Here is a 20,607-nt window from a genome sequence, read left to right as displayed (position 1 = left end):
AACGCGGTCGACCTCGTCATTCCTCGGACCGGTGGTGGGTCCAGGCGATCCTCACACCGCCCCTACGTCCTGCGAGGTGTTGTGCATGAAGGCGATGACGGCGATGGAGGAACGCTTCGCTCAGGAGGAGCGATGCCGAGCAGTTCCGTGTTCCACACCAGGGCCAAGGCCCCGGGCATGTCTCCGCTCGGGGGGCGCGGGCTCTGAGGGAAGAGTTTCCTCAGACGTAATGATGGACAGGATCATGTTGTGACCGATGCCCGTATCAGTATTGAACGTTCAGCGATCGTTGCACCCCTGAACCGCAGGATCTTCGGGTCGTTCGTCGAGCACCTCGGCCGGTGTGTGTACGGCGGGATTCACGAGCCTGATCATCCCACCGCCAATGAGGACGGGTTCCGGCTCGACGTGGTCGAGCTCGTCAAGGAGCTCGGATCGACCACCATCCGTTACCCGGGTGGCAACTTCGTGTCGGGTTATCGCTGGGAAGACGGTGTGGGACCACGCGATCAACGCCCGGTACGCCGCGACCTCGCCTGGCATGCTCTGGAGTCGAACCACGTAGGAATCGACGAGTTCGCTCGCTGGTGCAAACTCACCGGCTCGGAGTTGATGATGGCGGTGAACCTCGGGACTCGTGGGATCGACAGTGCCCTTGACCTCCTGGAGTACGCCAACCATCCAGCAGGAACGGCACTGAGCGACCAACGCATCGCCAACGGCGCTGTGGAGCCCCACGACATACGCATGTGGTGTCTGGGAAACGAGATGGACGGACCGTGGCAAACCGGGTACATGAGCGCCGACGCTTACGGCCAGATCGCTGCCCGGACCGCACAGGCCATGAAAGCGGCGGACAAGACCCTGGAACTCGTGGCCTGTGGATCCTCCGGGTCCTCGATGCCCACCTTTGGCGACTGGGAGCGCATCGTGCTCGAACACGCCTATGAACATGTGGACTACATCTCCTGCCACGCGTACTACCAGGAGCGCGGTGGTGACCTCGATTCCTACCTCGCCTCGTCCTTGGACATGGAGTACTTCATCCGAGCCGTCGTCGCCGCCGCTGATCACGTCAAACACAAGGTGCGCAGCGACAAGACCATCAACCTGTCCTTCGACGAGTGGAATATCTGGTATCTCGACGAGCATCAAGCGTCCGGCCAGGTCAATGACCAGTGGACCTATGCGCCCCGCCAGCTCGAGGACGTGTACTCCGTCGCTGACGCCGTCGTGCTCGGCAACCTCCTGATCACCCTGCTCAAGAACCACGACAGAGTCACCTCTGCATCGCTGGCACAACTCGTCAACGTCATCGCGCCGATCAGGACCGAACCAGGTGGTGCTGCATGGCGTCAGAGTACGTTCTTCCCTTTCTCGGTCACGGCACGCCTGGCCCGAGGCCAGATCCTTCGCCCGATCATCGAGGTGGCCACCTACGAGACTTCCGTCTACGGCCCTGCCCCTCTCGTCGACGCCGTTGCAACAATCGATGTGGAGGCCGGCTCGTCTGCAGTGTTCCTCGTGAACCGCAGTCGAACCGAATCGATCGACGTCTCGATCGACGTTTCCGATCTGGGAGCCACCACGATCACCGAGGCACTCACCCTGCACGATGACGACGTCTACGCGAAGAACACGTTCGAGGACCAGAACCGGGTCGGCCTCGCACCACTCGGGAGCGTCGCTCTCAACGAAGGGACGCTCACCCTGATCCTTCCGCCTGTGTCCTGGTCAGCCATCAGCCTCAGGTAGCTCTCCGGTCCTGGCGCTCACCACGTCAAGGGATGCCGTGTGACAACGGCCTGAGTCCCGGATTCGGGGTTGGATGCACCGGCACACATATTCGTACAAAGGATCTACCCCTCATGACTCACGTTAGTGCCGACCGACCCGCGCAAGGGTATCTGCCCCGAGAGGAGGCCTGCATGGTCACCACCGTCACGATACGACTCGACGAGGAACTGCGAGATCGAATTGCAGAAGCAGCGCGGCTGCACGATGTGACGCTCAGTCGTTACATTCGGGACCAACTCGCCGAGAACATGCAGTTCGAAGTACGAGAGGGCGCAGATGGCGATGGGTCGGACCTGGACGTCGACAACCCTGATCTATCACCCTTCGAGCGCAGGATGCTCGTTCAGGCGCACCGGTTGATTCTGGCAGCGAAGGGAGACCTCGGAGAGGCCTACTACAACAAGGACGATGAGGTCCAAGCGATCCAGATTCTGGAAAGCGGATTCGTCGGGGACTATTCGGCGGAGTTCGCTGGGATAGTCACTCCGATGTCTCAGGCGGAATGTGAGCTCGTATGGGACATCTTCGACATGTTCCGGGTCATCGGAGCCAGTGCCAGAGCCCTCGACGGGGGGTGGCAGCACCTCGGGGTGGACGAGCGCTACGGCACGTTCCGTGGTTTCGACGGAAACCATCCACTCGAGAGTCGCATGCTCGGCTACGCCAGATACCTCGTGAAGCACGACCGATGGACCGAACAAGCTGATGTCGTCCTGGAGGAGGGCGGCGTCTCGCCTACCGAGATGGTGCCGACCTACAGATCCATGCTGCGTGCCTTCAAACCTCTCTGGAGCCAGGTAGTGAGAGACGGCACGCGCTGGCACTTGTCAGAAGAGCAGATCAGGCAGGTCCTGGAGACCGTCCCGGATGAGCGGGGTTGATGGATGGATTGCGACATCGCGGACGTGAGGATCCCGGGCGCGGATCCGGAGGAACGGCCGGGGTGATTCCTTCGTCTCGGTCAGGGCCCTCCACGTTTGCCACCGTCCATCTGCTGATGACCGACCAGTGGAAGCTTCTGACTGCTACCTGTGATGCGGATAGCTGCAGGTGGGCCGTTTCCCGTCGTCAAAGATCTTGCTTTGATCGGGAAACCGGGCAACTCGTTCGCTGCATAAGGTGAGGGCGAGATTCTTGCTCGATTCTCTTGATGAAAGGAACTACCAGCCTCATGATGTCCACAGACAAGCCCGCCCTGCGGGTCGGTATGGTCGGCTATGCCTTCATGGGAGCGATGCACTCCCATGCCTGGCGCACCGCGCCCCGCTTTTTCGACCTGCCTCTTCACCCCGAGCTCGCCGTCCTCGCAGGTCGGGACGGACGTGCCGTGAAGGCCGCGGCCGGGAAGATGGGATGGGCGGACACCGAGGTGGATTGGCGGGCCCTGGTGGATCGTGATGACGTCGACCTGATCGATATCTGCACCCCCGGGGATACGCATGCGGAGATCGCGATCGCGGCGTTGGAAGCCGGCAAGCACGTGCTCTGCGAGAAGCCGCTGGCGAACTCGGTCGAGGAGGCGGAGCGCATGGCGGCGGCAGCGCAGGCCGCCGCGGCGAAGGGTGTCTTCGCGATGTGCGGGTTCTCCTATCGCCGCACTCCGGCTCTCGCCCTCGCCCGGCGGCTCGTCGGGCAGGGGAGGATCGGGACCATCCGGCACATCCGCGCCCAGTACCTCCAGGACTGGCTGTCGGATGAGACTGCGCCGATGACCTGGCGCCTGGACAGGAGCAGGTCTGGTTCGGGCGCGCTGGGGGACATCGGAGCGCACAGCATCGACGCCGCGCAGTACGTCTCCGGCTTGCGAGTCACGGGGGTCTCCGGTCTCCTCACCACGTTCGTGAACGAGCGTCCCCTCGGCGGGACCCTCGTGGGCCTGGGCGGTCAGGGCGCCAGTGACGGGGGCACCGGAACAGTCACGGTCGACGACGCCGCTGTCTTCAGCGCGCGCTTCGACTCAGGGGCTATCGGGGTGTTCGAGGCCACGCGCTTCGCGCTCGGCAGGAAGAACTCGATGAGGCTCGAAGTCAACGGCAGCCTCGGTTCGCTCGCCTTCGACTTCGAGAACATGAACTCACTGGAGTTCTACGACGGCACTCAGCCCGCCGAGACCTCGGGCTTCAGCACCATCAATGTCACCGAACCCGTGCACCCCTACACCGGGAACTGGTGGCCGGCCGGGCATGGCCTCGGCTACGAGCACGGCTTCACGCACCAGGTCGTGGACCTGGTGCAGGCGATCGCCGACGGCGTGGCGCCTTCGCCGTCCTTCGACGAGGCCCTTGGGGTCCAGAAGGTCCTGCACGCCATCGAGCGAAGCGCAGCGAACGACTCGGGGTGGCAGCATGTCTGAGGCTGCCCCGGCCGGTATCGGACCGCGCCCCGTCACCCTGTTCACCGGGCAATGGGCCGACCTACCCTTCGAGCAGGTCGCCCGGCCGGCCGGCGAGTGGGGCGACGACGGTCTCGAGATCGCCTGCTGGGGGGATCACCTGGACCCGGTTCGGGCGGCGCACGACGACGACTACGTGCAGGACCGGCTGCGGATCCTCGCGGAGAACAACCTCAGCGTCCATGCAATCGCCATCCACCTGACGGGACAGGCCGTGTGCGATGGCCTGATCGACGAACGCCACCAGGGCATCCTCGCCATCGAGGTCCGGGGCGACGGCGATCCCGAGGGCCGGGACTTCGTCACCGGGCACGGGGACGTCCCGTGGAACCCGATCCGCATGTTCAACTCGATCGGCTACGAAGGCCCCACCAGCATCGAGTGGGAGGACGCCGGGATGGACCGGCTCATCGGCGCCCCACGAGCGTTGGCGCTCGTCCGAGAGCTGGCACGCCCAGCCCCGTCTGCTGCCGCCGTCGACGCCGCTTTCCCGGTGCGGAACGCGGGCATCCCTGACGTATCCGAGCACGCCTCCACGAAAGAAGGATCATGACCATGAAGAAAGCACTCGTCGTCCGCGGGGGGTGGGACGGTCACCAGCCCGTTGAGGCTACGGACCGTTTCATCCCGTTCCTCCGCGAGAACGGGTACACCGTCCGGGTCGAGGGATCGCCGAAGATCTACGCGGATGCGGATTACCTGTCGACCGTGGACCTGATCCTCCAGTGCACCACGATGAACACCATCGAGAAGGACGAGTTCATCGGGCTACGGGCCGCCATCGAAGCGGGGACCGGGCTCGCGGGATGGCACGGCGGCATCGCCGATTCCTACCGCAACGAGTCGGACTACCTCCATCTCATCGGGGGGCAGTTCGCGTGCCATCCGGGCAAGCATCCGGACGAGAGGATCGGCGAGCAGTCCGACAACTACGTGCCCTATCGGGTCACCGTGCTGCCGGCTGCGGCGGACCATCCGATCATGCAGGGGATCGGGGACTTCGACCTCGTCACGGAGCAGTACTGGGTCCTGGCGGACGACTACATCGACGTGCTCGCGACCACGACCCAGGCGGTCCGTGACTGGGACCCGTGGAACCGCCCCGTGACGTCTCCGGCCGTCTGGACCCGGCAGTGGGGCGAGGGACGCATCTTCGTCTCGACGCCCGGTCACCGCGTCGAGATCCTCGATGATCCGAACGTCCGAACCATCATCGAAAGGGGTTTGCTGTGGGCGAGCCGTTGAACGTCGGAATCATCGGCTGCGGAGCGATCGTGGCCCAGTACCTGAAGACCCTGCCGTCGCTGGAATCGGTGAATCTGAGGGCGGTGGCGGATCTCGACTTCAGCCGCGCGGAAGCCGTCGCCGCATCGCAGGAGAGCGTGCGGGCGCTGACGGTGGACGAGCTCCTGGCCGACCCCGGGATCGACACGGTCCTGAACCTCACGATCCCTGCCGCCCACGCAGAAGTGGCTTCCCTGGCCATCGCTGCCGGCAAGAACGTCTACGGCGAAAAGCCCCTCGCTGCGAGCACGGGTGAAGCACGGGAGGTGCTCGCCCTGGCCACCGAAGCCGGAGTGCGCATCGGGTGTGCGCCCGACACCGTGCTCGGGACAGGCATCCAGACAGCCCGCGATGCCATCGACAGCGGCATGATCGGCCGCCCGATCTCGGCCTCGGCCACGATGATGGCACCGGGCCACGAACGGTGGCACCCCAACCCCGACTTCTACTACGTCCCCGGTGGCGGGCCCCTGCTGGACATGGGCCCGTACTACGTCACCGCGCTCGTCACCCTGCTGGGGCCGGTCACGTCCGTCATCGGTGCGGCCAGCCACACGCGGAAGGAGCGGACCATCGAATCCGGTCCGCGCGCGGGACAGACCGTACCCGTCTCCATCGACACGCACGTTACCGGCGTCCTCGTCCACGAGTCCGGAGCTCTTTCCACCCTGGTCATGAGTTTCGATGCGGTACGAACGCGGGCTTCCAATATCGAGATACACGGGGAGCTGGCCAGCCTCACCGTTCCTGATCCGAACTATTTCGACGGCGAGGTGTCCATCTGCAGCCTCGGGAACGGGCATCAGGACGGGTGGACGGTGCTTCCCGTCAGTGCGGGATACACCGGTGCGGGCAGGGGGTACGGGCTCGCCGACATGGCATCAACGCCGAACGGCGAGCAGCACAGGGCGAACGGCAACCTCGCCTACCACGTACTCGACGTCATGGAATCGCTGCTGACTTCTACCTCCAGCGGGAGGGCCGAGACGATACGGAGCACGGTGGTCAGACCCCCCCTGGTGCCGCTGACCTCCCTGTGAGGGACGGTTGCCCCTGGGTCGACGACGGGAGAGGCCGTCTCCTGGAATCTCTCTGACCGCAGTTCCGCAGAACGTCCTTCGCCTCGGGCAGCACCGAATCTGCTCACTGACTCGAGGTTTCCTCGGAAGGCCACTGATTGCCCTGCGTCCCATCCGGTCCGCGATAGCTGGATGGGTGCTCGACCGGTCGTGCGAAGCACACGCCGGTCGAGGAGAAGGGCCTGGTTGCAGTGAGTGGCTGCAACCAGGCTCCTCTCACCGCGACTCGTGACGTGTGTCATCTCGATGGGCCGGGGCGACCCACGTGCCAGTACAGGCTGGTCAGCTCGTCGGACCGCGAACGCCTCGGCCGGGCCATCGATCGAGCCGAGAGGGCGGAGCGGCCGTGAGGGCCGCGGCGGCGGGATCGGGACTCCCGCCCGCCGCCGGTGCCCGCCCCGACATATGATCTGACCATGCCGAACACCTGCTCCGACCGGGGCGTCCACGCCCAGCCGTCCGTCCCCGCGGGGGGTGGGTCCCTGTGAGCGGCGGCCTCGTCGCGCTGCTCGACGACGTCGCGGCCCTCGCGCGCATCGCCGCCGCCTCGGTGGACGACGTCGCCGCCGGTGCCGGACGGGCGAGCATGAAGGCCGCGGGCGTGGTGATCGACGACGCCGCCGTGACGCCGCAGTACGTCTCCGGCGCCGATCCCTCCCGTGAACTGCCGATGATCAAGCGGATCTTCTGGGGTTCGCTCCGCAACAAGCTGCTGATCATCCTGCCGGCACTGCTGCTGATCAGCGCCTTCATCCCCGGGGTCATCCCGTTCGTCCTGATGCTCGGCGGGACCTACCTCTGCTACGAGGGCGCCGAGAAGGTGTGGCACAAGCTCCGGGGCCACCACGAGGCGAAGGACACCCCCGCCGTCGACCGCGGACCGGAAGCCGAGGCGAAGGTCACCAAGGGGGCCATCACCACCGACTTCATCCTCTCCTGCGAGATCATGGTCATCTCGCTCAACGAGGTGGCGGCCGAGTCCATCTGGGCCAAGGGGATCATCCTGGTCGTCGTCGCCCTCATCATCACGGTCGCCGTCTACGGGGCGGTCGCGCTGATCGTCAAGATGGACGACATCGGGCTGCATCTGACGACGAAGGATTCACCCGCCTCGAAGCGCCTCGGTGCGCTCCTCGTCAAGGGGATGCCCGCCGTGCTCGCCGGGATCACCCTTGTCGGAACCATCGCCATGCTGTGGGTCGGCGGGCACATCATGCTGCAGGGCGCCTACGACCTCGGGTGGCACCTGCCCTACGACCTCGTGCACACCGTGGAGGAGCCGTTCGTCGGCATCCCCGTCGTCGGCGGCTTCCTCGCCTGGCTCGTGAACACGCTGTGCTCCGCGATCGTCGGTGCCATCTGGGGCTCCGTGGTCATGGCCGTGGTGCACCCGCTCCTGAAGGTCCTGCCGTTCGGCCGGAAGGGGGACCACCAGGAGGGTGACCTCCGCGCGGCCGTCGCGGGTCACCTCCCGAAGGGGCACGACGGCGCCTGACCGGCCCGCCTGGCCCCGGCCGTCGCGGGGCATGCCCCGAGCAACGAGGGCCGGCACGCCCGGAGGTCAGTAGCTCGTGGCCGGTCCGGTGCCGTCCGCAGACCGGACGAAGGCCGTGGCCAGGCCCTCCGACCCCCGCGCCAGCAGGGCGACGTCGGCCCCGACGAGGATGAAGCGCGCACCCGCGTCGAGGTAGTGGTGCGCGGTCGCCGGGCTGAAGGCGTTGACGCCGGCAGGGACATCCGCGCGTCCTGCCCCAGCGAGGCAGCGCTCGACGGCGGCACGGACCTCGGGGTGTTCCTGCTGACCGAGCAGCCCCATCGAGGCGGCGAGATCGGACGGTCCCACGAAGATCGCGTCCACGCCGTCCACCGCGAGGATGTCCTCCACCGCGTCGACGGCGGCGGCGGACTCGATCTGGACGGTCACGCTGACCGTGCCGGCCGCGGTGGCGAGGTAGTCCGGCACCCTGTTCCAGCGCGCCGCGCGTGCCAGCGCGGATCCGACGCCCCGCACGCCCTCGGGCGGATACCGGGTGGCCGCGACGGCGGCCTCGGCGTCCGCCACGGAGTGCACCATGGGGATCAGCAGGTTCTGCACGCCGAGGTCGAGGTACTGCTTGATGAGCACGGGATCGTTCACGGGCGGTCGCACGAGCACCTGCACGGGGTAGCCGTGGACGGCCTGCAGCTGGGCGAGGATCGATTCGAGCCCGTTCGGGCTGTGCTCGGCGTCGATCAACAGCCAGTCGAGGCCGGAGCCGGCGCAGATCTCCGCGACGAGCGGGCTGCCGGAGCACACCCACATCCCGGCGAGCGGACGCTCCGACCCGGCGAGGGCGTGGGGGAAGGTGGTGCTCAGTGGAAGTGGCACGTCACGGCTCCCAGGGGTCCGTAGTCGGCGTGGATCGTGTCGCCCCGGTCCACCGCGACCGGGCGCGTGAAGGACCCGGCGAGGATGATGTCCCCGACCTTCAGCCCGTCCCCGTGGGCGGCGATCTTGTTCGCGAGCCAGTGCACGCCGGCGGCGGGATGGTCGAGGACCCCGGCCGCGACACCGGTCTCCTCCACCACCTGGTTCCGGTACAGGAGGGCGGCGACCCATCGGAGGTCGACGGCGTCGGGCCGCACCGGCCGGCCGCCGACCACCATGGCGCCCATCGCCGCGTTGTCGGAGATGGTGTCCACGATGGTGCGGCCCGTCATCTCGATGCGTGAGTCGAGGATCTCGAGGGCGGGCACCACGTAGTCGGTGGCGTTCAGCACGTCGAAGAGGGTGCAGCCGGGCCCGGTGAGATCGTCCTTCAGCACGAACGCGAGCTCCACCTCGACGCGTGGCCCGGTGTAGCGCTCCCACTCCACCGAGCAGCCCGTCTCGAGGACCATGTCGTCGAAGATGGAGCCGTAGTCGGGCTCGGTGATGCCGGTGGCGGCCTGCATGGCGCGCGAGGTCAGGCCGATCTTGCGCCCCACCAGCGTGCGTCCGGCAGCCTCGTTCCGCTGCCGCCACAGGCGCTGGACGGCGTAGGAGTCCTCGACCGTCATGTCCGGGTAGCGGGCGGTCAGGAGGGGGACCGGGGTCCGCGTGCGGCCCGCTTCGAGGAGTTCGTCCGCGATGGCCCGGATCGTCGTCGTGTCCAGCATGGCTACAGCTGCGCCCCGAGCTTGAAGCCCTTCTCGGTGCCCGCGTCCCGGGTGTAGGAGAAGCCGTCGGCGCCGACGGTCACCGCCATCTCGCTCCTGTCCTCGCGGGCCGTGACGGGCTGCGGTTTGCCGTCGAGGTCGAGCACCAGGGACGCCTCGGTGTACCAGGACGGCACGACGGCGTTGCCCCACCAGTCGCGGCGCTGGTTGTCGTGCACGTCCCACGTGACGGTGGGATTGTCCGGATCACCCGTGTAGTAGTCCTGCGTGTAGATCTCGATGCGGTGGTCGTCCGGATCGAGGATGTACAGGTAGAAGGCGTTCGAGACACCGTGGCGCCCGGGGCCGCGCTCGATGCGGTCGGAGATGCGGAGGGCGCCCATCTTGTCGCAGATCTGGATGATGTTGTGCTTCTCATGGGTGGCGAAGGCGACGTGGTGCATGCGCGGTCCATCGCCTCCGGTCAGCGCCGTGTCATGGACGGTCTGCTTGCGGTGCATCCACACCGCGTAGCTGACGCCGTCGGCGTCCTGGATGTCCTCCGAGACGCGGAAGCCGAGGTCCTCGAGGTACGCCCTGCCGCGGGGGACGTCGGGGGTGACCTGGTTGAAATGGTCCAGCCGGACCAGTTCACCCGCGGAGTACAGGTCGTAGCGCTGCGTCAGCCGTTCCACGTGCTCCACCTCGTAGAAGAACTCGTAGGGGAAGCCGAGGGGGTCCTCGACCCGGACCGAGTCGCCGATGCCCTTCGTGAAGCCGCCGGCACGACGCTCGGTGCGGCAGCCCAGCTCGCGGTAGTACGCCTCCGCGGCATCCACCTCCTCGGGGGACCTCACCCGGTAGGCGAAGGCGGCCACGGCTGCGACCGGCCCCTTGCGGAGCACGAGGTTGTGGTGGATGAACTCCTCGAGCGAGCGCAGGTAGATGGCCTCGTCGTCCTCCTCGGTGACGTGCAGGCCGAGCACGTCGACGTAGAAGGCGCGCGAACGGGCCAGGTCGGTGACCACGATCTCCATGTAGGCGCAGCGCACGATGTCCGGGGCGGGCAGGGCGGGGGTGGGGACGAAATCAGTCATGGTCTTCTCTTCTTCGAGGGAGGGTGGACGGGAGGGCGGGTCAGCCCTCGTTGGCGGCGGAGGCCGCGATGCTGCCGAACTTCGGGGTGTGGACCGTACCGAGGGTGATGTGGACGGCCTGCTGATCCGTGTAGAAATCGATGGAGCGGTACCCCCCCTCATGGCCGAGGCCGGAGGACTTCACCCCACCGAAGGGGGTGCGCAGATCGCGGACGTTGTGGCTGTTGAGCCACACCATGCCCGCCTCGACGTTCTGCGAGAAGGTGTGGGCGCGCGCCAGGTCGCGGGTCCAGACATAGGCGGCGAGCCCGTACCGGGTGTTGTTCGCGAGCTCGAGCGCCTCGGCGTCGGTGTCGAACGGCGTGATGGTGACGACGGGACCGAAGATCTCCTCCTGGAAGATCCGCGCGTCGGGGGAGACGTCGGCGAACACCGTGGGGGCGATGTAGTTGCCCTCCGGGAGGTGGTCCGGGCGTCCGCCACCGGCGAGGAGGCGGCCCTCGGTCTTCCCGAGCTCCACGTAGGAGGCCACCTTGTCGAAGTGCACGGGGTGGACGAGTGCGCCGACCTCGGTCCTCGGGTCGTGGGGATCACCGACGACGATGGCCCTCGCCCGCGCGGCATACGCCTCGCAGAACGCGTCGTACACCGGGCGTTCGACGAGGATGCGCGAGCCCGCCGTGCAGCGTTCGCCGTTGAGGGAGAACACCCCGAACAGCGCGGAGTCGATGGCGGCGTCGAGATCGGCGTCCGCGAAGACGATGCAGGGGGACTTTCCGCCGAGCTCCATGGAGAGGCCCTTGAGGTTCTCGGCGGCGTTCCGGAAGATGGTCTGTCCGGTGGTGGTCTCACCGGTGAAGGAGATGAGCGGGACGCCGGGGTGCTTCACCAGCGCGTCCCCCGCTTCCTCGCCGAGGCCGTTCACGAGGTTGAAGACCCCCGCCGGCAGGCCCGCGTCCTCGAAGATCCGCGCCCAGAGGGAGGCGGAGAGGGGCGTGAACTCGGCGGGCTTGAGGACCACGGTGTTGCCCGTGGCCAGGGCGGGCGCGAGCTTCCAGGACTCCAGCATGAAGGGCGTGTTCCAGGGCGTGATGAGCCCGGCGACGCCGATGGGCTTCCGGTTCACGTAGTTGATCTGCGATCCGGGCACCTTCATGGCGTCGTCGAACTGGGCCACGATGAGGTCCGCGAAGAAGCGGAAGTTCTCGGCGGCGCGGAGCGCCTGGCCCTTGGCCTGGGTGATCGGCAGGCCCGTGTCGAAGGTCTCGAGCTCGGCCAGCCGTGATTCCTGGGCCTCCACGGCGTCCGCGATGCGGTTGAGGACGCGGGCGCGCTCGCGCGGCTTCATGCGGGGCCACGGACCGTGCAGGAACGCCTCCCGCGCAGCGGCGACAGCGGCGTCCACGTCCTCCGCCTGGCCGGCCGCGGCCGTGGCGTAGGTCCGGTTCGAGACCGGATCCAGCACCTCGAAGGTCTTCCCGCCGATGGAGTCGACGGTCCGTCCACCGATGTAGTGCTGAAGGTGGGTGGGCAGGTCCTCGGGCACGAAGTGCCGGGAGCCGGCGGCAGCGGTGTCGGCAGGGGTCGTCATGGTGCGGGTCCTAACTGTTGTCCGCGCCGGTCCGGGCGAGGTAGGCGTCGAGGGTGGCACTGCGGTGGAGTCGGGCGGCGCGTTCGATCACGTCGGCGTCGGCCCCGGAACCGATGAGGTCCAGGAGGGCGTCGTGCTCCGTGACCGACTCGCTCGCGCGGCCGGGCACGAAGCGGAAGGTCGAGGAGCGCATGGAGGCGAGGCGGGTCCAGCCCCGGTGCACCAGGTCCAGCAGGTGCGGGTTGGGGCAGTGCTCGAACAGGACGCCGTGGAAGTCCTGGTTCAGCCGGGTGAACCTGACGGGGTCGAAGTCCTGCAGGCAGGCCCGCATCTCGTCGTTGACGGCCCGTGCCCGCTCGATGTCCGCGGGACCGATCAGCGGTGCGGAGAGCGCCGTGGCGGCGCCCTCCACGATGCTCAGCGTCTGCATCGTGTAGAGGTACTCGGTGGGATCGATGCCGGCGACGGTGGCGCCGATGTTGCGCTGGAACGTCACGAGTCCCTCGGCCTCGAGGCGCCGGATGGCTTCCCGGACGGGCACCACGCTCACCCCGAGGTCGTGGGCGAGGCGCGCCAGCACCAGGCGGTGTCCGGGGGAGTACGTGCCGTCCGAGATGCGGGCCTTCACCGCGGAGTACGCCTGCTCGGACTTGCTCGCCATGAGCGCCGGCTCAGTCATGCGGGGCCCCGGCGTCCTGCTGCTCGTAGCGCGCCCGCCAGGCGGCGTTCATCGGGTAGAGGCCGTCCACGCCGTGGCCATCGCGCACCATGGCCGCGATGAACTCCTCCTCCCGCTCCTGCGCGAGGGCGTCGTCGGCCACCTCCTCCGCGAGGGACGGCGGGATGACGAGGATGCCGTCGGAGTCGGCGACGATGATGTCGCCGGGCTGCACCGTGGTGCCACCGCAGGCGATGGTCACGTCGGTGTCCCAGGGGATGTGGCGCCGCCCGAGGACAGCCGGGTGGGGGTTGGCGTAGTAGGTGGGGATGTCGAGGGCCGCGACGGTCGCGAAGTCCCGTACGCCGCCGTCGGTGATGATGGCCGCGGCGCCTCGGACCTGTGCGCGGAGGGCGAGGATGTCGCCGATGGTTCCGGTCCCCTTCTCCCCGCGCGCCTCCATGACGAGGATCTCGCCCGCGCCGACCGAGTCGACGGCCCGCTTCTGCGCGTTGAATCCGCCGCCATGGGCGGCGAACAGGTCCTCGCGGTTGGGGACGTAGCGCAGGGTGCGGGCGAGGCCGACGACGCGACGGTCCGGGCGGGTGGCCTGCAGCCCGTCGATGCTCACGTTGTCCAGGCCGCGCCTGCGCAGCTGGGAGGACAGGGTGGCGGTGGCGACACGCTCGAGCTTCGTCCGCAGTGCTGCGGGGAGTGCGCTGGCTGCGGGAGCGAGGCCGGCGGCTTCCGCGGAACCGTAGGCCTCCTCGCGCTGGACGTCGTCGGCCTTCGGCTGCGCGCCGTAGGCGGCGAGCGGCGTGGTTCCCGCGGTGATGCGGGTGGTCAGGCGCCCGGTCGCCGCCGTCCCGTCGACGGTGGAGACCTCGACCTCGACGACGTCGCCCGGCACGGCGACGGAGGCACCGGCGGGAGTGCCGGTGAGGATGATGTCACCCCTCTCGAGCGTCAGCAGCTGGGAGAGATCGGCGATGAGCCGGGCGAAGGGGAAGAGCAGGTCCGCGGTGGTGTCGTCCTGCACCACGGTGCCGTTGTGCCAGGTCCTGATACGCAGTGCCGCCGGGTCCACGTCGCCCGCCCGGAGCAGGCCGGGCCCCACCGGGGTGAAGCCGTCGCCACCCTTGGACCGGAGGTTCGAGCCCTTGTCCGCGGAGCGCAGGTCGTACACGCCCAGGTCGTTGCCCGCCGTCACCCACTCCACATGGCTCCACGCGTCGGCAGGGCCGACGCGGCGCGCCGCGGTCCCGATCACGAGGGCGATCTCGCCCTCGAACGCGAGCAGCTCGCACCCGGCGGGGCGTTCCACCCCGGCGCCCGTCATGGCCAGGGAGGAGGAGGGCTTGAGGAAGTAGGAGGGCTGCTCCGGCGTGCGGCCGCGCTGGGCGGCCCGGCTGGGGTAGTTGATGTGCACGGCGATCACCTTGCCGGCTGCGCGCATCAGGTCCTCGGATACCAGGTCCATGCCCTACTCCCTCGTAGACGATCGGATATGAAATCGTATACGAACGTTAGGGCTGTGACCGGGGACACGTCAAGCCCGGATCGACGGGCCGGCGCTCAGGTCGTCGACATGCCCCTGACGTCCGCCAGGGTCGCGACGAGCAGGTCCTGGAACTCCGCGTCGTGGAATCGACGCCATGGTCACGGGGGTGATTGTGCGCGCCGTCACACAGGGCTACCATCGCTGGACGAAAGAAGAACATGCCGTTCGATTATCGAACAGAGTCGTCACGATGAAGTGAGGAACCCTTGCAATTCCACCATCACGGATACGTCTCCGGAGATCCCCGCGTGCAGCCTGCGGCAGGTGCCGGCATCGATCGTCCCGAGGATCTGCCGGACGAGGTCGACGTCCTCATCATCGGAACCGGTCCCGCGGGCATGATCACCGCGGCGCAACTCTCCCAGTTCCCCGGGATCACCACGCGCATCGTCGAGCGCCGTCCGGCCCGGCTCGCCATCGGCCAGGCGGACGGCATCCAGGCCCGTAGCGTGGAGACCTTCCAGGCGTTCGGGTTCGCGCAGCGCATCACGGACGAGGCCTACCGGATCGTGGAGATGGCCTTCTGGAAGCCCGACCCCGAGGACTCCACGCGCATCATCCGCACGGCCCGTCCCGAGGACGATCCGGCCGGTATCAGCGAATTCCCCCATCTGATCGTGAACCAGGCGCGTGTGCTCGACTACTTCGCCGAGTTCATGAGGAACGCGCCCACCCGCCTGGAGCCGGACTACGGTTTCGAGTTCGTGGGCCTCGACGTCGACGACGATCGGGAGTACCCGGTGGAGGTCACCCTCCTCCGAACGGCCGGTGCGGGCGAGGGCTCCACCCGCAGGGTACGGGCCAAGTACGTGGTGGGGTCCGACGGCGCCCGCAGCAAGGTCCGCGCAGCGATCGGCTGCACCCTCGCCGGGGACAGGGCGAACCATGCGTGGGGTGTCATGGACGCCGTCGCCGTCACCGACTTCCCCGACATCCGCCGCAAGTGCGCCATCCAGTCCGGCGAGGGTGGCAGCATCCTGCTGATCCCGCGCGAGGGAGGCCACCTCTTCCGGATGTACGTGGATCTCGGCGAGACCGGACCGGATGACGACGGCGCCGTCCGTCGCACGACGATCGACCAGATCATCGGCAAGGCCAATGCCATCCTGAGCCCCTACACGCTCGATGTCCGGGACGTGCCCTGGCACAGCGTCTACGAAGTGGGTCATCGCCTCACCGACAGGTTCGACGACGTCCTCCCGGAGGACCGCGGGAGGCGCACTCCGCGGGTCTTCATCACCGGAGATGCCTGCCACACCCACAGCGCCAAGGCCGGCCAGGGCATGAACGTCTCGATGCAGGACGGGTTCAACATCGGCTGGAAGCTGGGCCACGTGCTGGAGGGCCGGAGTCCCGAGGAGCTGCTCGCGACCTACTCCGCCGAGCGCCAGGTCGTCGCGCAGAACCTCATCGACTTCGACAAGCAATGGTCCACCCTCATGGCGAAGCGGCCCGAGGACTTCGCGAGCCCATCGGAACTGGAGGACTTCTACGTCCGCACCGCCGAGTTCCCGGCGGGCTTCATGACGCAGTACCAGCCGTCCCTGCTCGTCGCCGGGGACCAGCACCAGGGCCTCGCCGAGGGCTTCCCGATCGGCAAGCGCTTCAAGTCCGCCCCGGTGGTCCGCGTCTGCGACGGCGTCCCGACCCACCTCGGCCATCACGCCACGGCGGACGGCCGGTGGCGCATCTACGTCTTCGCCGACCCTGCCGAGGCCGGTGCCGCGTCAGGCGTGTCCGCCCTCGCGGACTGGCTCGGTTCCGCGGCAGATTCCCCGCTCGCCGCAACACCCGAAGGCCTCGACGGTGATGCCTGGTTCGATGTGAAGGTCGTCTACCAGCAGGCCCACACGCAGGTGGACATCGGCCGGGTCCCGGTGATGTTCAAGCCCTCCGTCGGGCCGTTCGGCCTGACCGACTACGAGAAGGTGTACGCCACCGACCCCGGTGCCGACATCTTCGAGGAGCGCGGGCTGCACCGGGGCGGCGTCGTCGTGGTCGTCCGCCCGGACCAGTACGTGGCGAACGTCCTGCCCCTGGCCGATACCGGCGGGCTCGCCGCGTTCTTCGCCCCGCTGCTGGCGGCCGCGCCGAGGGTGCAGCGCGGCCGGGCGTTCGCCTGACATGAGCACCGCGGACACCGCGCGGGCGGCCACCTCCGCTCCCGCCTCGCAGACCCTCTCCCGCGGCATCCGCGCGCTGGAGATCCTCGCCGACGCGCCGGACGGCAGGACCACCGCACAGGTCTCCGTGGAGCTGGGGGTGCACCGCTCCATCGCCTACCGGATCCTCCGCACACTGGAGGAGCATTCCCTCGTCATCCGGGACGCGGGCGGACGTTTTCTGGCCGGTCCCGGTCTCGCCAACCTCGCCCGCGGGGTGGCGCCGCGGCTGCAGACTGCAGCGCTGCCGGAGCTCACCACCCTCGCGGCGGACCTGCGGATGACGGCGTTCGTCGCCGTGTGGGACCGCAGCCACTGCGTCACGCTGGTCGCCGTCGAGCCGCCCCACGGGGAGGGGACGATCGTGCAGCGGCCCGGCTCGCGCCATCGGTTCGACGCCGGTGCGCCGGGCATCGCCATCCAGTCGGCCCTGACCGAGGCGGAGTGGGACCACCTCGCCCCCGGTCAGCCGTACCGCGAGGAATCGCGCGCGGCGGCGGTCACGGGGTTCGCGGCGAGCCATGACGAAGTCATCCCCGGGGTCAGTTCCATCGCTGCCCCCATCCTGGTCCGGGGGCAGCTGCCCGCCGCGATCGCCGTCGTCTACGTCCGTAGCGACTCGTCCGTCGAGGATCTGGGAGCGCGGGTGGCACGGGCCGCCCGTGCCGTCGGGGCACTCCTCTGACCTGAGGTCCCCGCCGCGTCCCCGGAGCGCGCGTCACCATCTCCGCCACCAAGAACCCAGCATTACCGAATGAACGATCGTTCGGTAATGTGTGGGGCACCGACCACCGGACGAGCTCCCGCTCCCGGGCCGGCGCCGCACGAACACCTGCACCACACACCGGAAGACGAAGGAGTTTTTCATGGCACTGGCACCAGAGCGGCCGCAGTCGGGCACCGACGCCCGCATGAGCTCGCAGGACCGCAGGGTCCTCGCGGGCACGATGGTCGGCACCACGATCGAGTGGTACGACTTCTTCATCTTCGCGCAGGCCGCGGGCATCGTCTTCGCGACCCTCTACTTCGGCCCGCTCGAAGGTGAGAGCCCCGGACTCGCGCAGCTCGTCGCCTGGGCCACCATCGGCATCAGCTTCTTCTTCCGTCCGCTCGGTGCCGTCGTCGCCGGTCGGCTCGGGGACAAGATCGGCCGCAAGGCGATGCTGGTGTTCACCCTCGTCATGATGGGCGGCGCCACCGCCCTCATCGGGTTGCTGCCCACGTACGCACAGATCGGCATCTGGGCTCCGATCCTCCTGATGCTCCTGCGCATCCTGCAGGGATTCTCGGCCGGCGGCGAATGGGGTGGCGCGGCCCTCATGGCGGTGGAGCACGCACCCGTGCACAAGCGCGGTTTCTGGGGTGCGTACCCTCAGATCGGCGTGCCCGTCGGGATGATCCTGGCGACCTTCGTGCTGTTCATGCTCCGTACCTCCCTGTCCCCCGAGGACTTCCTCGCGTGGGGCTGGCGCATCCCGTTCCTGCTGTCCGTGGTCCTGATCGTCGTGGGGTACTTCATCCGGTCCGCTGTCGCCGAGAGCCCCGTCTTCAAGCGCATGATCGAACGCAAGCGCGAGACGGCGACGCCCCTGCGGAATCTGCTGCAGACCAACAAGAAGCAGGTCATCCTCGCCGCGGTGATCTTCATCGGCAACAACGCCGCCGGCTACCTCGTCATCGCGTTCCTCTCCTCCTACGCCCAGCGCGTCCTCGGGATGCCCGCCGCGCCTGTCCTCCTCGCGACGCTCCTGGCCGCCTTCGGGTGGCTCATCTTCACCCTGTACGGCGGCATCCTGTCCGACCGCATCGGACGAGTACGCACCTTCCAGATCGGCTACGGGCTCATCTTCGTCTGGATGATCCCTCTGTTCCTGCTCATCGACACCCGCAACATCTGGGCCTACGGGATCGGCATCTTCGTCCTCACCATCGGCCTCGGCCTGTCCTACGGGCCCATGTCCGCGATGTACGCCGAGATGTTCCCCGCCAACGTCCGGTACTCGGGCATCGGGATCGGCTACGCCCTCGGGGCGATCCTCGGTGGGGCGTTCGCTCCGCTGATCGCGGAAGCGCTCCTGCGGGAGACCCAGTGGTCGGGTTCCATCAGCCTCTACATCATGGCGCTCTGCATCATCTCCTTCGTCGGCGTGACGCTCGTGAAGGAGACGAAGGGTGCCCCGCTCGAGGCCGGCGAGGAACTGATCGCCGACCGCGCCGCCGACCGCGGCTAGCCGGCCGTCCCCGACAGGCCGGCGCCCGCGTCCACCGACACCACACTGCTGAGGAGCACCATGCCCACCACCACCCTGCAGGCCTCGGCGGCCGACCCTTCGACGCTCGACGTCGAGGAGACGTGGACACGCGACCATGTGGAGTCGGTGCAGCTCGAGCGGCTGCAGTGGACCCTGCGTCACGCCTACGGGAACGTCCCGCTCTACCGGCGCAAGTTCGACGACGCCGGAGTGCGTCCCGAGGACCTGCGGTCCCTCGCTGATCTGGCCCTGTTCCCCTTCACCACGAAGGAGGACCTCCGGAGCGTCTACCCGTTCGGCATGTTCGCCGTTCCGCAGGCGCAGGTGGCGCGGGTGCATGCGTCGTCGGGCACGACGGGGCAGCCCACCGTCGTCGGCTACACGGCCGGTGACCTGGACCGGTGGGCGTCGCTCGTGGCGCGGTCGCTCCGCGCCTCGGGCGTGAAGGCCGGCTGGAAGGTGCACAACGCGTACGGCTACGGACTGTTCACCGGGGGGCTCGGCGCCCACGCGGGTGCCGAGCGCCTCGGCTGCACCGTCATCCCGATCTCCGGCGGGCAGACCGAACGCCAGGTGCAGCTCATCAGGGACTTCGAGCCGGACGCCATCCTGGCGACTCCCACCTATCTGCTGACCATCCTCGACGCCATGGCGGCGGCCGGGACGGATCCGCGGTCGACCTCCCTGAAGACCGCCGTGCTCGGGGCAGAACCCTGGACCGAGGGGATGCGCCAGGAACTCGAGGGCCGCATGGGCTTCGACGCGTGCGACATCTACGGGTTGTCCGAGGTCATGGGCCCGGGGGTGGCGGGGGAGTGCGTGGAGTCCAAGGACGGCTCGCACGTCTGGGAGGACCACTTCCGGCCGGAGGTCATCGATCCCTTCACGGAGAAGGTGCTCGACGACGGCTCGCCCGGTGAGCTCGTGTTCACCTCGCTCACCAAGGAGGCCCTGCCGATCATCCGCTACCGGACGCACGACCTCACGCGGCTGCTGCCGGGTACGGCCCGCCCGGGGATGCGGCGGATGGAGCGCATCACGGGCCGGAGCGACGACATGGTGATCGTGCGCGGGGTCAATCTGTTCCCCACGCAGGTCGAGGAACTCGCCCTGGCCATCCCGGCGCTCAGCCCGCACTTCCAGCTGGAACTCACCCGGCCCGAGGGCCAGCGGATGGACCAGCTCACCATCAACATCGAGGTGCGCGACGGCGTCTCGGCGATCGACGGCGCCGCCGCCGCGCAGGAGCTGCAGCATCGCATCAAGACGCACATCGGTTCCACGTGTTCGGTCCGGATCGTCGAGCAGGGCTCGCTGGTCCGCTCCAGCGGCAAACTTCGGCGCATCTACGACCTGCGTCCGCGTGGCTGACGGCCGGTCCGGCGGGCCTCATCTCGAGCTGCCGACGGGGCAGCTCAGGGCGATCGGAGGAAGGGTGCCCGTCGGCTGCAGGTCGACCCGCCGGACACCGCAGGTGCCGCAGCGTACATAGTGCACCCGTCCCTCCGACGTCGGGTGCACCGACTCGGTCGCCCAGGCGTGCTCTAGGTGCAGGTCCAGGTGCAGGTGCAGCGGGTCGGGGCGTGTGGTGTGCTGCTGTGGAGTAGGGGTCATGCC

Annotated in this window: 17 protein-coding genes and 1 pseudogene; 11 read left to right on the top strand and 7 right to left on the bottom strand. The window is 68.2% G+C overall.

From position 1 onward, the window contains the following. Positions 1-249 precede the first annotated feature (249 nt). The 7 genes and pseudogenes from arfA (at position 250) to FNH21_RS06565 (ending at position 8,047) form a co-directional block, all read left to right on the top strand. Complete coding sequence (gene arfA, locus FNH21_RS06595) at positions 250-1,755, top strand: arabinosylfuranosidase ArfA (protein WP_191931670.1); 1,506 nt, start codon at positions 250-252, stop codon at positions 1,753-1,755. 173 nt (positions 1,756-1,928) lie between these two features. Further along, entirely contained in the window at positions 1,929-2,678 is a 750-nt protein-coding gene (locus tag FNH21_RS06590) for a YfbU family protein (RefSeq protein WP_191931669.1), read from the top strand. A 293-nt stretch (positions 2,679-2,971) separates the two neighbouring features. After that, complete coding sequence (locus FNH21_RS06585; RefSeq protein ID WP_152814148.1) at positions 2,972-4,150, top strand: Gfo/Idh/MocA family protein; 1,179 nt, start codon at positions 2,972-2,974, stop codon at positions 4,148-4,150. Continuing rightward, positions 4,143-4,481, top strand: a pseudogene (locus FNH21_RS17535) (sugar phosphate isomerase/epimerase); the annotation flags it as partial. The gene FNH21_RS06585 and the pseudogene FNH21_RS17535, both read left to right, overlap by 8 nt. A gap of 257 nt (positions 4,482-4,738) precedes the next feature. Next, on the top strand, positions 4,739-5,434 hold the full coding sequence (locus FNH21_RS06575) for a ThuA domain-containing protein (RefSeq protein ID WP_055766735.1): 696 nt from the start codon (positions 4,739-4,741) through the stop codon (positions 5,432-5,434). After that, a complete protein-coding gene (locus FNH21_RS06570) occupies positions 5,419-6,513 on the top strand; it encodes a Gfo/Idh/MocA family protein (protein WP_191931668.1) in 1,095 nt (364 codons plus the stop codon). Before FNH21_RS06575 ends, FNH21_RS06570 begins: the two co-directional genes overlap by 16 nt. 523 nt (positions 6,514-7,036) lie before the next feature. Then, complete coding sequence (locus FNH21_RS06565; RefSeq protein ID WP_191931667.1) at positions 7,037-8,047, top strand: DUF808 family protein; 1,011 nt, start codon at positions 7,037-7,039, stop codon at positions 8,045-8,047. Positions 8,048-8,113: 66 nt separating this feature from the next. Here FNH21_RS06565 and FNH21_RS06560 read toward each other — a convergent pair whose 3' ends face one another. The 6 genes from FNH21_RS06560 to FNH21_RS06535 are packed head-to-tail and all read right to left on the bottom strand — an operon-like array spanning position 8,114 to position 14,495. Further along, complete coding sequence (locus tag FNH21_RS06560; RefSeq protein ID WP_191931666.1) at positions 8,114-8,920, bottom strand: aldolase/citrate lyase family protein; 807 nt, start codon at positions 8,918-8,920, stop codon at positions 8,114-8,116. Then, the gene (hpaH, locus tag FNH21_RS06555) at positions 8,905-9,690 is read right to left on the bottom strand and encodes a 2-oxo-hept-4-ene-1,7-dioate hydratase (RefSeq protein WP_152813201.1); all 786 of its coding nucleotides are present in this window, start codon (positions 9,688-9,690) and stop codon (positions 8,905-8,907) included. Before hpaH ends, FNH21_RS06560 begins: the two co-directional genes overlap by 16 nt. Positions 9,691-9,692: 2 nt before the next feature. Then, positions 9,693-10,766, bottom strand: coding sequence for a 3,4-dihydroxyphenylacetate 2,3-dioxygenase (gene hpaD / locus FNH21_RS06550; protein WP_152813199.1), 1,074 nt, complete (start codon positions 10,764-10,766; stop codon positions 9,693-9,695). A 40-nt stretch (positions 10,767-10,806) separates the two neighbouring features. Then, positions 10,807-12,357: a 5-carboxymethyl-2-hydroxymuconate semialdehyde dehydrogenase gene (gene hpaE / locus FNH21_RS06545; protein WP_152813197.1), complete on the bottom strand. Its 1,551-nt coding sequence runs from the start codon at positions 12,355-12,357 to the stop codon at positions 10,807-10,809. Between the two features lie 10 nt (positions 12,358-12,367). After that, positions 12,368-13,036: a GntR family transcriptional regulator gene (locus tag FNH21_RS06540; protein WP_152813195.1), complete on the bottom strand. Its 669-nt coding sequence runs from the start codon at positions 13,034-13,036 to the stop codon at positions 12,368-12,370. Then, positions 13,029-14,495 carry a fumarylacetoacetate hydrolase family protein gene (locus FNH21_RS06535; RefSeq protein ID WP_152813193.1) on the bottom strand — a complete coding sequence of 489 codons (1,467 nt, stop codon included), beginning with the start codon at positions 14,493-14,495 and terminating at the stop codon, positions 13,029-13,031. The genes FNH21_RS06540 and FNH21_RS06535 overlap by 8 nt, the downstream gene beginning before the upstream one ends. A gap of 287 nt (positions 14,496-14,782) precedes the next feature. Here FNH21_RS06535 and FNH21_RS06530 point away from each other — a divergent pair, with 287 nt between their 5' ends. From FNH21_RS06530 to paaK, 4 genes are all read left to right on the top strand, one after another. Then, positions 14,783-16,699 (top strand): FAD-binding monooxygenase, encoded by a 1,917-nt coding sequence (locus tag FNH21_RS06530; protein ID WP_152813191.1) that lies wholly within the window; start codon positions 14,783-14,785, stop codon positions 16,697-16,699. A gap of 1 nt (position 16,700) precedes the next feature. Further along, positions 16,701-17,423, top strand: a complete 723-nt coding sequence (locus FNH21_RS06525; RefSeq protein ID WP_152813189.1) for an IclR family transcriptional regulator — start codon at positions 16,701-16,703, stop codon at positions 17,421-17,423. Between the two features lie 181 nt (positions 17,424-17,604). Next, positions 17,605-18,969: an MFS transporter gene (locus FNH21_RS06520; protein ID WP_191931665.1), complete on the top strand. Its 1,365-nt coding sequence runs from the start codon at positions 17,605-17,607 to the stop codon at positions 18,967-18,969. A gap of 60 nt (positions 18,970-19,029) precedes the next feature. Beyond that, positions 19,030-20,361, top strand: coding sequence for a phenylacetate--CoA ligase PaaK (paaK, locus tag FNH21_RS06515; protein ID WP_152813187.1), 1,332 nt, complete (start codon positions 19,030-19,032; stop codon positions 20,359-20,361). Between the two features lie 18 nt (positions 20,362-20,379). On the opposite strand, the gene FNH21_RS06510 is transcribed toward paaK, so the two are convergent. Then, on the bottom strand, positions 20,380-20,604 hold the full coding sequence (locus FNH21_RS06510) for a hypothetical protein (RefSeq protein ID WP_152813185.1): 225 nt from the start codon (positions 20,602-20,604) through the stop codon (positions 20,380-20,382). Between the last annotated feature and the right edge of the window lie 3 nt (positions 20,605-20,607).

The sequence above is a fragment of the Arthrobacter bussei genome, from assembly GCF_009377195.2.
GTDB classification, from domain to species: Bacteria; Actinomycetota; Actinomycetes; order Actinomycetales; family Micrococcaceae; genus Arthrobacter_D; species Arthrobacter_D bussei.
The sequence above is the reverse complement of the archived record's forward strand: the minus strand, read 5'-3'. Positions and strand labels throughout refer to the sequence as shown.